The 14,083-nt window shown below is 39.5% G+C and carries 14 protein-coding genes; 5 read left to right on the top strand and 9 right to left on the bottom strand.

Features of this window, described 5'->3' with window-relative positions:
- The first annotated feature begins 3 nt into the window (after window positions 1-3).
- On the top strand, window positions 4-933 hold the full coding sequence (gene cysK, locus COJ96_RS14690; RefSeq protein WP_098574562.1) for a cysteine synthase A: 930 nt from the start codon (window positions 4-6) through the stop codon (window positions 931-933).
- A 119-nt stretch (window positions 934-1,052) separates the two neighbouring features.
- Here the strand turns inward: cysK and dat are convergent, their stop codons facing one another.
- Window positions 1,053-1,925 carry a D-amino-acid transaminase gene (gene dat, locus COJ96_RS14695; RefSeq protein WP_098574563.1) on the bottom strand — a complete coding sequence of 291 codons (873 nt, stop codon included), beginning with the start codon at window positions 1,923-1,925 and terminating at the stop codon, window positions 1,053-1,055.
- 367 nt (window positions 1,926-2,292) lie between these two features.
- Here dat and COJ96_RS14700 point away from each other — a divergent pair, with 367 nt between their 5' ends.
- Together COJ96_RS14700 and COJ96_RS14705 are read left to right on the top strand one after the other, a co-directional pair.
- Entirely contained in the window at window positions 2,293-2,514 is a 222-nt protein-coding gene (locus COJ96_RS14700) for a DeoR family transcriptional regulator (protein ID WP_081825309.1), read from the top strand.
- Window positions 2,515-2,981: 467 nt separating this feature from the next.
- On the top strand, window positions 2,982-4,337 hold the full coding sequence (locus COJ96_RS14705; RefSeq protein WP_098574564.1) for an amino acid permease: 1,356 nt from the start codon (window positions 2,982-2,984) through the stop codon (window positions 4,335-4,337).
- Between the two features lie 54 nt (window positions 4,338-4,391).
- On the opposite strand, the gene COJ96_RS14710 is transcribed toward COJ96_RS14705, so the two are convergent.
- The 3 genes from COJ96_RS14710 to speD form a co-directional block, all read right to left on the bottom strand.
- Window positions 4,392-4,742 carry an ArsR/SmtB family transcription factor gene (locus tag COJ96_RS14710; protein ID WP_098574565.1) on the bottom strand — a complete coding sequence of 117 codons (351 nt, stop codon included), beginning with the start codon at window positions 4,740-4,742 and terminating at the stop codon, window positions 4,392-4,394.
- On the bottom strand, window positions 4,743-5,168 hold the full coding sequence (locus tag COJ96_RS14715; protein ID WP_098574566.1) for an SRPBCC family protein: 426 nt from the start codon (window positions 5,166-5,168) through the stop codon (window positions 4,743-4,745).
- A gap of 270 nt (window positions 5,169-5,438) precedes the next feature.
- A complete protein-coding gene (gene speD / locus COJ96_RS14720; protein ID WP_098574567.1) occupies window positions 5,439-6,248 on the bottom strand; it encodes an adenosylmethionine decarboxylase in 810 nt (269 codons plus the stop codon).
- A 173-nt stretch (window positions 6,249-6,421) separates the two neighbouring features.
- On the opposite strand from speD, the gene COJ96_RS14725 reads away from it, so the two are divergent.
- Window positions 6,422-6,856 carry a Dps family protein gene (locus tag COJ96_RS14725; protein WP_098574568.1) on the top strand — a complete coding sequence of 145 codons (435 nt, stop codon included), beginning with the start codon at window positions 6,422-6,424 and terminating at the stop codon, window positions 6,854-6,856.
- A 68-nt stretch (window positions 6,857-6,924) separates the two neighbouring features.
- Here the strand turns inward: COJ96_RS14725 and COJ96_RS14730 are convergent, their stop codons facing one another.
- Both COJ96_RS14730 and COJ96_RS14735 read right to left on the bottom strand, forming a co-directional pair.
- Window positions 6,925-7,644 (bottom strand): 16S rRNA pseudouridine(516) synthase, encoded by a 720-nt coding sequence (locus tag COJ96_RS14730; protein WP_098574569.1) that lies wholly within the window; start codon window positions 7,642-7,644, stop codon window positions 6,925-6,927.
- Window positions 7,634-9,265, bottom strand: coding sequence for a putative polysaccharide biosynthesis protein (locus COJ96_RS14735; RefSeq protein WP_098574570.1), 1,632 nt, complete (start codon window positions 9,263-9,265; stop codon window positions 7,634-7,636). The genes COJ96_RS14730 and COJ96_RS14735 overlap by 11 nt, the downstream gene beginning before the upstream one ends.
- A 206-nt stretch (window positions 9,266-9,471) precedes the next feature.
- On the opposite strand from COJ96_RS14735, the gene COJ96_RS14740 reads away from it, so the two are divergent.
- Window positions 9,472-10,746 (top strand): BaiN/RdsA family NAD(P)/FAD-dependent oxidoreductase, encoded by a 1,275-nt coding sequence (locus COJ96_RS14740; protein WP_098574571.1) that lies wholly within the window; start codon window positions 9,472-9,474, stop codon window positions 10,744-10,746.
- Between the two features lie 7 nt (window positions 10,747-10,753).
- Here the strand turns inward: COJ96_RS14740 and COJ96_RS14745 are convergent, their stop codons facing one another.
- The 3 genes from COJ96_RS14745 to leuS all read right to left on the bottom strand — a co-directional run bounded on the left by COJ96_RS14745 (window position 10,754) and on the right by leuS (window position 13,923).
- Window positions 10,754-10,939 carry a sporulation protein Cse60 gene (locus COJ96_RS14745; protein ID WP_026563254.1) on the bottom strand — a complete coding sequence of 62 codons (186 nt, stop codon included), beginning with the start codon at window positions 10,937-10,939 and terminating at the stop codon, window positions 10,754-10,756.
- Window positions 10,940-11,137: 198 nt separating this feature from the next.
- The gene (locus COJ96_RS14750; RefSeq protein WP_098574572.1) at window positions 11,138-11,452 is read right to left on the bottom strand and encodes a rhodanese-like domain-containing protein; all 315 of its coding nucleotides are present in this window, start codon (window positions 11,450-11,452) and stop codon (window positions 11,138-11,140) included.
- Window positions 11,453-11,505: 53 nt separating this feature from the next.
- Window positions 11,506-13,923 carry a leucine--tRNA ligase gene (leuS, locus tag COJ96_RS14755; protein ID WP_098574573.1) on the bottom strand — a complete coding sequence of 806 codons (2,418 nt, stop codon included), beginning with the start codon at window positions 13,921-13,923 and terminating at the stop codon, window positions 11,506-11,508.
- Window positions 13,924-14,083 lie beyond the last annotated feature (160 nt).

Raw genomic sequence — 14,083 nt, forward strand, 5'->3', positions numbered from 1 at the left:
CTCTTGAAAGTAGTCAATAATATAGCTGAACTAATCGGAGATACACCACTTGTTAAACTAAATCAATTAGCACCTAGGGGTGGGGCATCGGTTTATCTAAAGTTGGAATACTTTAACCCTAGTAAAAGCGTAAAAGACCGTGCTGCATTTAATATGATTGTTGAAGCGGAAAAGGCTGGGAAATTAACCACAGGTTCCACGATTATCGAACCAACAAGTGGAAATACAGGGATTGGCCTTGCCATGAATGCTGCTGCACGAGGATATAAATCGATTATCATCATGCCAGATACGATGACGCAAGAAAGAATCAGTATTTTAAGGGCATACGGTGCGGAAGTTGTCCTTACACCTGGAGATGAAAAAATGCCAGGGGCCATCAAAAAAGCCATTGAATTAGCTAACGAGATTCCCAATAGTTTTATTCCAATGCAATTTGAAAATCATGCGAACTCAGATGCACATCGTCATACTACCGCTGTAGAAATCATTGAAGCAATGAACGAACTTGGCAAACCGCTTGCTGCCTTTGTTGCCACCGCTGGAACAGGTGGGACCATAACTGGTACAGGCGAAACCTTGAAAGCACATTTTGAAAATATATCTGTCCACGTGGTGGAACCAAAAGGCTCGCCTGTTTTGTCAGGCGGAAAACCTGGTAAGCACAAACTTGTTGGAACAAGTCCAGGATTTATTCCAGACATTCTTAATCAGGATGTCTATGACGAAATCCATCAAATTAATGATGAAGATGCCTATGATATTGCACGCAGGTTGGCTGTAGAAGAAGGAATTCTTGTCGGGCCATCCTCAGGCGGGGCTTGCTTTGCAGCGATAGAAGTTGCCAAACGATTAACCCCTAATGATGTCGTTGTATGTATTGCTTGCGATACAGGCGAAAGATACTTATCGAGCGATTTGTTCCAGTTTTAAAAATAATAAGTGGACGTTCTTTTATTAGGGAAAAAAGTAGTTCATTTTTTCCCCTAAAGGTACCAAGCATATGGATTAAAGATTAAGACGTGGACACTTCTGTGTACACGTCTTAATTGCTAATGAAGAATTTTGTCAACAAGTGCTCCGCATTGTTTTTCAATTTCTAACTCAAAACGTTCCTGCAGTAATTTGGTGACAGGACCAGGCAAACCATCCCTTACACGCTTCCCATCCACTTCAATAATTGGCATTACCTCTGCGGTCGTACTTGAAAGGAACACTTCCTCAGCATCTATAAGTTCATCAAGTGTAAATGTTCGTTCCTCAACAACAATGTTATTTTTTTCGCAGACATGCAAAATAACATCTTTTGTAATTCCTTTTAAAATTAAGTTATCCGACTGATGTGTGATTACCCTTCCATTTTTAACCATATAGATATTTGATGAACTTCCTTCCGTCACATTCCCGCTGCGATGTTGAATTGCCTCAAAGCAATCGGCTTCGGCAGCTTTTTGCTTCGCTAATAAATTTCCAAGCAAATTTAAACTTTTTATATCACAGCGCAGCCAGCGTATATCATCTGTAACGATTGTTCTTACGCCCATCTTCAAACTCTCTAATGGCCTAGACACTTCCTTCGTATATGCTACTAAACTTGGCCTCACATTTTCTGTTGGGAAAGCATGATTACGAGGGGCAACGCCTCTTGAAATTTGCATATAAATCGTTCCTAACTGAAGGTTATTTTTCTCAATCAGTTCTTCCAGAAAATTTGTTAATTGATCCATTGTGTATGGGAGTTGGATACCGATACTATCTAAACTTTTCAATAAACGATTTAGATGTTCGGTTACTGTGAACATTTTTCCGTTGTAGACACGGATCACCTCGTACACTCCATCCCCAAATTGATAACCCCGGTCTTCTACATCTACCTTTGCTTCGCTTCGCTCAATTATTTTTCCATCCATGATTGCATATTTCATTCTCCCATTTCCCCTTTATTTTTTATTTGCTGTGTTAAAACTAAAAATTCAAATAATTTGTCATAATCCATACATTATAACCCATAACCTATAGTAAGAGTACTACAAGGGAGGGAGAATATCCGAACAATTTTTGTTAATTTTTGAAGATTATTTTGTAAAATAAAGTATATTGGTGGAAATTTTCAGTTTTTGTGGTTACAATAAGGATAGATGGACACCATCTAAGTATCCACAGTAAACATCCATAAAAAGGAGTTGTCTGCGCGGAAAAGAAAACTACATATTTCTTGAAGAGGAATCTTCAAACAGGCTGTCGGTAGAGGGATTAAGCCATAGGTTTGAAAAAAGGATAGGGAGTGGTTTTTTGAAACCTTCGACTAACCGGATGTTAAACCGCATCAAATGTATCTACATGTTTATTCGCAATAATGGAACAGTCACAACGCAGGAACTTGTAGAGGAATTTGGTATCACTCCTCGCACCATACAACGAGATTTAAATGTCTTAGCCTATAATGACTTGGTAATAAGCCCAAGCCGCGGAAAATGGACGACTACACAAAAAAGAGTTAAAATGTCTTCTTAAAACGAAAAGTAACGTAAATGGATAGCATAAAAAAGCACACGAGATACTCTCGGTGCTTTTTGTTTGTCAAAATATTAAGTCCTGCCATGTAAATGATTAGTGATTTTGTTATATTCTTGTTCACTTATGATGCCGAGCTTTCTAAAAACATATGAATACATGAAAATTCTCCGCTGCAATCGAGGGGTAATAAACATATGCATCATCCTCCTAATTTACTTTATTTATATTCGCCTCTTCAAACAAAGTTTCCTTCAACCAAAAAAAATTCTTCTGGTTAATATTTAAACTGTTATCAAAATTCCCAATGAAATAATGCGATCGTCCAGGTCAAAATAGGGATATGGCTTAACTGCTCAGTCTCTCGACTCCAATTGACAGATTTAAATAGTATGGTAGTATATTATTATAGAAAAATACTTTAGCGCTTAAAAGCGTTTAAGCAAAAAAGTTTAATAGGAGAAGATATGAAAAAAAATCATCAGAACTTACAAAAAGGATTATTATCAAGGCATGTCCAGTTTATTGCTTTGGCTGGTATGATTGGGACGGGGATATTTAAAGGAAGTTCCGATACATTAGCCATTGCTGGACCTAGTGTAGTCGTGGCCTATTTACTTGGCGGTCTATTACTTTTTATCATAATGGCTGCCCTTGGGGAAATGGCACTTGCTTTTCCAAATTTAAATGTACAGCATTTAGTAAACAAAGCATTTGGTTTCCAAGTTTCTTATATCGTCGGATGGCTGTACTGGATCAATTGGACTCTTGTTACGATTGTTGAATTACTAGCTGCGGGAAGTTTTCTACAATTTTGGTTTCCTACGATACCTTTATGGCTGTTAAGTTTCCTATGTGCAGTTGTAATCGTAGGAATCAATTTAACTCAAGTAAAAAATTATGGGGAGCTTGAATTTTGGTTTGCAGGGATTAAAATCATTGCACTTGTGGCCTTTATTATCTTAGGCTTTTCACTCCTTTTTGGTATTATTCCCAGCTCGATTCAGGACCCACTCTCTAACTATACAGCTAATGGCGGATTTTTCCCGCACGGAATAGGTGGAATGTTCAGCGCATTTTTAGTAGTCATGTTTTCTTATGGCGGTGCGGAATTAATCGGGGTAGCTATAACCGAAACAAAGGATGCCGAGCGAGTATTGCCAAAAATTATTAAAGGTGCCGTATGGCGTGTCATGATTTTTTATATTTTACCAATTCTAATCATTTGTGGACTCATGCCTTGGGACAAAGTTACTGGTACAGACAGTCCCTTCGTTCAGGTCTTTAGCGCAACCGGATTACCGGGAGCAGCACATATTATGAACTTTGTCCTTTTGACAGCTGTCCTATCGGCTGCAAATTCAGGAATCTATGCGACATCAAGAACACTATTTTCGATGGCACAAAGTGGTGTTGCGCCTAAGGTTTTTGCAAAACTCTCCGCAAAGGGAATCCCATTAACAGGAATTTTCCTTACGAGTGTCTGTATACTAGCAGGAGTTTTTCTAGCTTATTTAACACCTAGTCAGGTTATCGGCTATCTTATGACCATTCCAGGATTTACAGTCATGTTACTCTGGAGTAGTATTTGTGCAGCGCAGTTAAAATTAAGACCACTTTACAAAAATCAACCAGCGTTCCAAATAAAATGGTTTCCATATACGACCATTTTCGCACTTGCATCTTTAAGTATTATCTTTATTGGATTTGTGTTTAATCCAAATAATATTATTGGTTCATCGGTAAGCCTAACAATAATAGGCTTGCTAATCATCCTCTCATTTCTTGTTAGAAAAAATGGGTTGAATGAAATTACTGTTTAATATGAACTTAAAAAGGCCACCAAATATTGGTTGGCCTTTTTTGCTTTTTCAATCTCAATCCTTTGGATCCGTTGGCGTATCTTGATCATCTGACTCTACAAATAGCCTGAGTGCTGATAATTTATTTTCCCAAAATAGCTCAAAATATTGGAGCCAATCTTTTAATTCATATAACGGTTCTGGCTCCAGTTTGTACCTTGTTTCCCTGCCAGCTTTTCGTTCCTTAACCAGCCCAGCCTCCGCTAAAACACGAAGATGCTTAGACACGGCGGTACGGCTTATCGGGAAGTGTTCACTTATTGCCGTTACGGGCATCTCTTCCTTGCTAAGCAGTTTTAACAGCTTTCTTCTTGTTGGATCAGCGATGGCTTGAAAGACATCATGCTTTGCCGAGGAAGCCGCCATTTATGCCTCAACATATCCCTGCAATTTTTTCACAATACCTGCCCAGCCCTGATTCATATGATCACGGATTGGAGTATGCGGTTGACCAAATTCAGTGACTTTATTCGCGTCCCAACCTCCATGGATTAATGTTAACTCCGTTTTATCATCCAGTTCTTTTAATTCAAATGTTAGTGTCCAGTCTTTCCCCCAATTAAAGGATAGACGGTTTGGAGGATCAACATGGGTTACCTTACATGGCGACATGCCAAATTGAGCTGCATTTAAATGAAACTCATGTCCCTCAACTGCCTGTAGATCATTTGGCATAAACCAGGCACTTAGACCCTCTGCAGTCGCTACTGCATCCCATACTTTTGCAATCGGAGCATTATAAACAACCGTATACTTTATATCCTCTAATGTTGCCTGTGACTCGTTACTCATATTAATTGCCTCCTCGAATTTTACTGCGATATTTTTCAATACGAAACCATTTGGTTTCATATAAAGACTATATAACACCATTTGGTTTCACGTCAAGCCATTTTTTTAAGGCTGCTAACCTCTCCGTGACCTTCGTCTTTATTCTGACATGATTTAAGTCACGTAGACTCCTTCTACGTGACCTTAGTCTTAATCAATTACTTTTTGAGCCACCTAAGAACCGACCACACCTCTGTTCCAGTGACCTTAATATTACTGCTCCTTTTCCTGTTATTGAACAATATTTTTCCCATAAAAGATTTCATCCATCTCTATCTTTAACCGCTCAGTGATTTCAATATGTTCTTCAGGTGTTAAAGTGTCTTTGCTATATCCAAATAAATAATTATTTAAATCGAATTCACGCAGTTTGCATTTCGTGTGAAAAATATGCTCCTGATAGACATTGACGTCAATCATATCGAATAGTTCACCAACATCTTCCGGGATATAATTCTGAATCGAATTGATTTCATGATCAATAAAGAGCTTGTGTCCCGATTTATCCCGTGTAAACCCGCGCACACGGTAATCAATTGTCATGACATCCGTTTCAAACGATCTAATTAAGTAATGAAGAGCCTTAAGCGGCGAAATCTCCCCGCAAGTGGAAACATCAATATCCGCTCTAAATGTACTGATTCCTTCATCGGGGTGAAATTCAGGATATGTATGAACCGTGATATGGCTCTTGTCTAACTGCATAACCACCGATTCTGGCAGTGGTCCTGGTGATTCTTCAAATGATTCATCTGGTGCATTCGCAACCGGCCCCTCAGAAACCAACAGGGTCACACTCGCCCCAGCCGGTTCAAAGTCCTGACTCGCAACATTTAATACATGGGCACCAATGATATCTGAAACATGCTTTAATATATTTTGCAGCCTTTCCGCACTGTATTGTTCATCAATATACTTTAAATAAGCTTCACGCTCTTCCCTCGTTCTCGTAAAACAAATGTCATACATATTAAAGCTTAACGATTTCGTTAAGTTATTAAAGCCGTGTAACTCAATTGCCTGCTCGTGTGTAAGTTTCATGACAGTTCCCCCTTAATATTAAGGTATCCTTTTCAAGTAAATATTATTAAGATACCCAGAGAACCGTATAGTTAATTATTTTTCTCCTTATTTATAATAATTATAATTTAATATTTACTTTTAAATAATATGTGTTATAATTAACTCAGATAAGAAATTAGGAGGAATGTTAAATGACAGTCGAACAAATGCTCAACCAACAAATCGCTAACTGGAATGTCCTATATACTAAATTACATCGTTTTCACTGGTATGTGAAAGGTCCTCACTTCTTTACCTTGCACGGAAAATTTGAAGAATTATATGAAGAAGCAGCCGCTTCCATTGATGAATTTGCAGAACAATTATTAACGATTGGAGGCCGTCCTGTTTCTACCCTAAAAGAGTATCTTCAACTTGCAACGATTGAAGAAACGAACGAAACACTAACAGCTGAGGAAATGGTACAAGCAATCATCCATGACTTTTCTTTACTCATTGATGAGTTAAAAGTTGGGATGGAAGTCGCCGAGCAAAATGATGACGAAGTCACTAGCGACATGTTTTTAGGCTTAATTGGAAAACTTAAGAAACATAACTGGATGTTACAATCTTTTTTACAGGCTTAATACTGTAAGGACAAGCTATAAAAAGAGAAAAAGCAGCTTCAAATGAGGCTGCTTTTTCATATATAAGTCTATTTCACTTGATAATTTCGGAGTAACTCCACTTCTTCATCTGTTAGTTCTCGATATTCACCTAATTCAAGTGTCTCATCGAGTGGTAATGGACCCATCGAAATCCGTTGGAGATAGACTACTCTTTTCCCAACAGCTTCAAACATTCTTTTCACCTGATGAAATTTCCCTTCAGTAATTGTTAATTCAATATCGGATCGGATTCCAGACTTTAAGATTTTCAATTCACCTGGCTTGGTTTCATAGCCATCATCCAAGGTAACGCCGTTAGCAAACGCTTCAATATCGTCCTCAGTCACTTCACGATCAATGACCGCAAAATACGTCTTCGGAACATGCTTTTTCGGAGAAAGCAAACGGTGGGCCAATTGGCCATCATTGGTGATTAGCAGCAACCCTTCAGTATCCTTATCCAATCGTCCAACCGGAAAAGGCTCATAAACTTGGTCTTCGAGTTCTAATAAATCGATGACAGTTTCGGTAGAACTATCTTCTGTAGCAGATAAGACTCCTTGTGGCTTATTCATCATCAAATAAATAAATTCTTTGTATTCGATAATTTCTCCGTTTAAGGTTACAGTTTGTGAGGATGGATCCACATGCTGTTTTGCATCTTTTACTACCACATTATCCACTTTAACCGCACTGCTTTTTAACAATTGCTTAACTTCTTTTCTGCTTCCATAGCCTAGGTTTGCAAGCATTTTATCAATTCTCAACGCTTCTCTTCCTCCCAGGTAATTTTAATTTGTTCATGATCCGATCAAGTTTATCCCCAAATAAACGGGCCGCAAGTCCTGATTTTAAGCCAAGATAAAAATAAATTCCAGCCCCCACTGCAGCACAAATAACAATTATTATAACGGATTGAACTTTTAATGCAGGAGAGAGGAATAACAATAATAGTTTGTACATTAATTCTGTGCCCACCCACATGAATCCAGCAAAGATAACAATTAACAAGCTTCTTCTCCATACAAGTCGGAATGGATAACGGGCATATATCTTAATAACAATAAAATTGATGAGAATGGCTGCAACATATCCAAGTGTTGTTGCTAATACTGCCCCTCTTGTTTCCATCATTTTTATTAACGGAATATTTAGAGACAGTTTAATTAATAATCCGACAAGTAAACTTAACACCGTAAATCGTTGTTCGTTGATTCCTTGTAATATGGCTGCAGTAACAGAATATAAGGAGAAAAGAATGGCTACAGGTGCGTATGCCCTTAATACTTCCGTACCAATTACATCATGCTGATAAAACGCTGTATAAACAGGTTCTGCCAATAACGAAAGACCAATAGCTGCTGGTAATGTTAAAAATAGCAGGACCTGAAATGTCTGATCTAACTGTTGGTTTAAGCTTGCTCCCTCCCCCTCAACGAAGGCCCTCGTTATACTTGGTACAAGGGTTAACGAAAATCCTATTGCCAGAGACACTGGAATAATGACAATTTTATGGGATTCAAAGTTCAAAATAGAGAAAAAGGATTCTGCAAATTTCGCTTTCCCGATTTCTGCCATTGCCTGACTAAAGGTGAATTGATCAATCGCCTGAAATAAAGGGTTGGCAATCCCCACTAACACGAACGGAAACGCATAAATAAGAATTTCCTTATAGATATCCTTAAGAGAGATATCTATTGTGCCCTTATCCTGTGAAAGGAGTTCGTCTAAATACGGTTTTCGTTTATACCAATACCAAAATAAAACAAATAAACCGCCAATCGCGCCAATAAAGGCAGCAAACGTCGCCACACTTACCGCTGTTACCATTTTTCCATGAAAAATATGTAAGACGGCAAAAGCCCCTAGAAGGGTAAAGGCAATCCTGACAATTTGTTCCACAACTTGTGAAAGTGCAGAGGGGCCCATCGATTGATGCCCTTGAAAGAATCCTCGAATGAGGCTCATAAATGGAACAACAATTAACGCAAAGCTTACAGCTCGCATAACCGTGGTGACCGAATCTAAATTTGCCTTTTTATCACCAACACTCATTTCCGCTAATGTCGGTGCCGCAAGATACATCACTAAGAAAGCCATAATCCCTGTTAACATCATAATGACTAAACCAGATTTAAACAGCTTCCTGCCAACTGCATATTCCTCTAGAGCATTATATTTTGAAATAAATTTCGAAACGGCGAGCGGCACACCGGCTGTTGCAACGCTAATAAAAATCGTATACGGTACATAGGAAAATTGATAAAGCGTAGTCCCTTCCCTACCGACAATTTGAAAAAATGGTATAACATAAATTAAGCCGATTACCTTTGAAAGTATCGTTCCTAGCGTTAATATAAATGTTCCTCTTAAAAGCTTAGACTGCATAAAATCCCTTCCTACCCGAAGAAATACGTGCGCTCTTCACATATATAAATCGACTATTTTTTTGCACACTATAGTAGTTTACAACTTCTTGTCCCCAGACGCCACTAACAACCAAGTGAAATTTATGAAAATATGGGCACATTCGTTTTATTTTGATGATAAATGTTTATAATGGAGTGATGGATTAATAAAAAGTTGGTGTAAATATGGAATATGATGTTGTTGTCATCGGCGGCGGCCCATCAGGTTTAATGGCCGCTATTGCCGCTGGTGAAAAAGGCGCAAAGGTCCTTTTAATAGATAAAGGTGACAAACTTGGCAGAAAACTAGCGATATCTGGCGGCGGCCGCTGTAACGTGACCAATCGCCTGCCAATAGAGGAAATTATCAAGCACTTGCCTGGAAACGGGAAATTTTTATATAGTGCTTTTTCTATCTTTAGTAATGAAGATATTATTAAATTCTTTGAGAAATTAGGAATTGCCTTAAAGGAAGAAGATCACGGCCGGATGTTTCCAGTCTCTAATAAAGCACAGTCCGTTGTGGATGCATTACTAAATCAACTAGAAAAACTTCATGTACGTGTCTTTACAAATAGCCCTGTCCGCGAACTCATGTATGAGGATGAGCGTGTTTCGGCTGTGGTACTTAAGGACGGACAAACCATATCTGCTCAATCCGTCGTGATTGCTGTCGGCGGAAAGTCTGTCCCTCATACAGGTTCGACGGGTGATGGCTATGCCTGGGCTGAAAAAGCGGGCCATACCATTACTGAACTTTTTCCCACCGAGGTTCCAGTGACCTCGAATGAACCATTTATAAAAAACAAAGTCCTTCAAGGGTTGTCGTTAAGAGATATCGAATTAAGTGTCTTGAACCCAAAGGGTAAGCCCCTCATCTCTCATCGAATGGATATGATTTTTACCCATTTTGGACTAAGCGGTCCTGCTGTCCTTCGCTGCAGCCAGTTCGTGGTGAAAGCGATGAAGAAATGGAAGTTACAAGAAGTAACCATGAGCCTTAATGTCTTACCAGATAAGAAAGAGGAAGAAGTTTTTCAAGAAATTCTTTCACTTGTAAAAAGTGAGCCTAAGAAAAGCATTAAAAATACACTCAAAGGGCTCGTCCCTGAACGGTACCTCCTGTTTCTATTAGACCAAAATGGAATCGATCCTGCTGAGCAAGCTGGAACGATTTCTAATGAAAAAATACGCAGCTTTTCCAAGAGTTGTAAGCAATTCCTAGTTAAAGTTAATGGCACCCTGCCACTTGAAAAAGCGTTTGTCACGGGCGGCGGTGTGTCAGTTAAAGAAATTGAGCCGCAAACGATGGGCTCGAAACTTATGAATGGTTTATATTTTTGCGGTGAAATCTTAGATATCCATGGGTACACCGGAGGGTATAATATTACTTCTGCACTTGTAACCGGAAGATTAGCTGGAAGTAATGCAGCCATATATGTGAAAAATAAAAAGGTCTGACAAGTTGTCAGGCCTTATAAATAATCATCGCTGAAAAACAATAAATCTGTTCCTCTTCTTCTTCCTCTGCCATTGCTGCCACATTATATTTAATATCAAGCAGACTTGTTTCATCCAGTCCCTTTAAAAAACGATTCATTTCCTTTTCCAGATCCTTCTCATGCTCCCGATCAAACAACTTTACCTGTATCAATGTTCTCTCCCTCTCTTTTTTTACTACTATTCTTACCACTTTTCTGAAATTTTAAAAATTTAATCTTTATAAAAAGTTAAGATTATTTTGAGTGGAGGCTTTGATACAACTACTGGTGGTACTTACTGAATACCTAAATTGTCACCAGCAGACTTGATTTGCCGCCGCACAAAAAAACCGATTCCATTGTGGAATCGGTTATTCTGTGTATTCTGTTTCACCAGTCCAAGAGAGCATGCCGCCTACCATATTACGAACCTTATAGCCTTGATCCTGCAAATAATGGCAGACATTTCCACTTCTTGCGCTGGAGCGGCAGATAAAGATATATTCTTTATCCTTGTCAAAGTAGTCGAGTTTATCAGGGATATCTCCCATGCGAATATGCTTTGCTCCTGGGATCATCCCGAAAACGACCTCATGATCTTCCCTTACATCGACTAGCTCAAGTTTTTCCCCTGACTCAAGCTTCTTTTGTAATTCTTCTGGTGTAATTGTTTGAATTTCTTCCATTAAGTCCATCCCCTTTAGGAAAAACAGCCCCGAAAAAGGGGCCATTCTATAGATTAATTTGCGACGATATTTACAAGCTTGCCAGGAACAGTAATGACTTTGCGGATTGTTTTCCCTTCAATTTGTTCCTTAATTTGGGCATCCTCCATTGCGATTCCCTCAAGAGACTCTTTGCTTGCATCCACTGGTACCAAAAGCTTTGCTTTTACTTTACCATTGACTTGAACAACAATTTCAACTTCATCATCTACTAGTTTTGCCTCATCATAGGCTGGCCATGCTTCGTAAGATATTGTTTCACTATGACCTAACTTCTCCCAAAGCTCCTCAGCAATATGCGGGCAAACAGGTGCAAGCATTTTAACAAAACCTTCAATATATTCTTTTGGCAGTACGGTTGCTTTATAGGCCTCATTTATAAATACCATCATCTGTGAGATCGCCGTATTAAATCTTAAGCCTTCGTAATCCTCAGTCACTTTCTTCACCGTTTGATGATAAACTTTTTCCAAATTTGAGGCTTCTTCATTTACTTGAATCTTTGGATTTAATTCCCCGTTTTCTTCAACCAATAAACGCCAGATGCGATCTAAGAAGCGGCGGGAACCATCCAGTCCATTTGTTGACCAAGCAATTGATGCATCAAGCGGTCCCATGAACATTTCATAGAGGCGAAGGGTGTCAGCACCATGGCTGCCGACGATATCATCAGGGTTTACGACATTCCCTTTTGATTTACTCATTTTTTCATTTCCTTCACCTAAAATCATGCCTTGGTTAAATAGCTTTTGGAATGGTTCTTTGGTTGGAACAACACCAATATCATACAGGAATTTATGCCAGAAGCGCGCATAAAGTAAATGTAAAACTGCATGTTCTGCCCCGCCAATGTAAATGTCAACAGGAAGCCAGTGGTTTAATTTTTCCTGAGAAGCAAGTGCTTGATCATTTTTCGGATCAATGTAACGTAAATAATACCAGCAGCTGCCTGCCCATTGCGGCATTGTATTGGTTTCACGACGGCCCTTTTTACCGGTTTCTGGGTCCACCACGTTGACGAAATCAGAAATAATTGCCAGCGGAGATTCCCCTGTTCCAGATGGTCGAATTTCTTTCGTTTTTGGTAACATCAATGGAAGCTGATCTTCAGGAACCGCAGTCATTGTGCCATCTTCCCAATGGATAATTGGAATCGGTTCGCCCCAATAACGCTGGCGGCTGAATAGCCAGTCACGCAAACGGAAAGTGACTTTCTTCGTTCCGATTCCCTTTTCTTCTAACCAAGCAATCATCTTTTGAATGCCTTCTGCTTTATCCAAGCCATTTAAGAATTCAGAGTTAATATGTTCACCATCGCCAGTATAGGCTTCTTTGTCAATATCTCCACCAGCGACAACAGCTTTAATCGGCAGATTAAATTCTTTAGCGAATTCATAGTCACGCTCATCATGAGCTGGAACTGCCATAATTGCCCCTGTACCGTAACTTACTAATACATAATCAGCAATCCAGATTGGCATTTTTTCACCATTTGCAGGATTGATGGCATATGCCCCAGTGAATACACCTGTTTTCTCTTTTGCAAGATCGGTACGCTCTAAATCGCTCTTTGTTTTCACTTTATCCAAATAAGCATCAACCGCAGCACGTTGTTCAGCTGTTGTGATTTTATCAACAAATGCATGTTCAGGAGCAAGCACTGCATAGGTAGCACCGAATAAGGTGTCAGGGCGTGTAGTGAATACTGTGAATGTCTCATGGTGGCCTTCAATCGAGAAAGTCACTTCTGCACCTTCCGAGCGGCCGATCCAGTTACGCTGCATTTCCTTTAAACTTTCCGGCCAATCAAGTTCTTCTAGGTCTTCAAGTAAACGATCACCATAAGCAGTGATTTTTAACATCCATTGCTTCATCGGACGGCGTTCAACGGGGTGCCCGCCACGCTCACTTTTGCCATCAATGACTTCTTCGTTTGCGAGAACTGTTCCAAGCGCCGGACACCAGTTTACCGCAACCTCATCAATATATGCTAAACCTTTTTCGAATAACTTTAAGAAAATCCATTGGGTCCATTTGTAGTATTCTGGGTCGGTAGTATTAACTTCACGATCCCAATCATAAGAGAATCCTAATGATTTAATTTGGCGGCGAAACGTGTTGATATTCTGCTCTGTAAATTCTGCAGGGTCGTTACCCGTATCTAGTGCGTACTGTTCTGCCGGTAAGCCGAACGCGTCCCAGCCCATTGGATGAAGCACATTGTATCCCTGCATCCGCTTTAATCGTGAAAGAATGTCGGTTGCTGTATAGCCTTCAGGGTGCCCTACGTGTAGTCCTGCTCCTGATGGATATGGAAACATATCTAAAGCGTAGAATTTTCTTTTGTCATATTCCTCGCTTGTTTTAAATGTTTTTTCTTCTTCCCATTTCTTTTGCCACTTTTGTTCGATGTGATTATGATCGAAACTCATATCTGTTGCCTCCTTAAAATAAAGGCTGTGTTAACCTGTCTGTTGATTTCCGTTCCAGTCACTTCGCTTTCCGCAGGCGTGCCGGGGAGCCTCCTNNGGGGTCTCCCCTGCCCCGTACTCCTGCAGGAGTCTTCGTGCCTTCCACTCCAATCAACAGAGT

The sequence above is a fragment of the Bacillus sp. AFS073361 genome (assembly GCF_002567005.1).
Classification (GTDB): Bacteria; Bacillota; Bacilli; order Bacillales; family Cytobacillaceae; genus Neobacillus.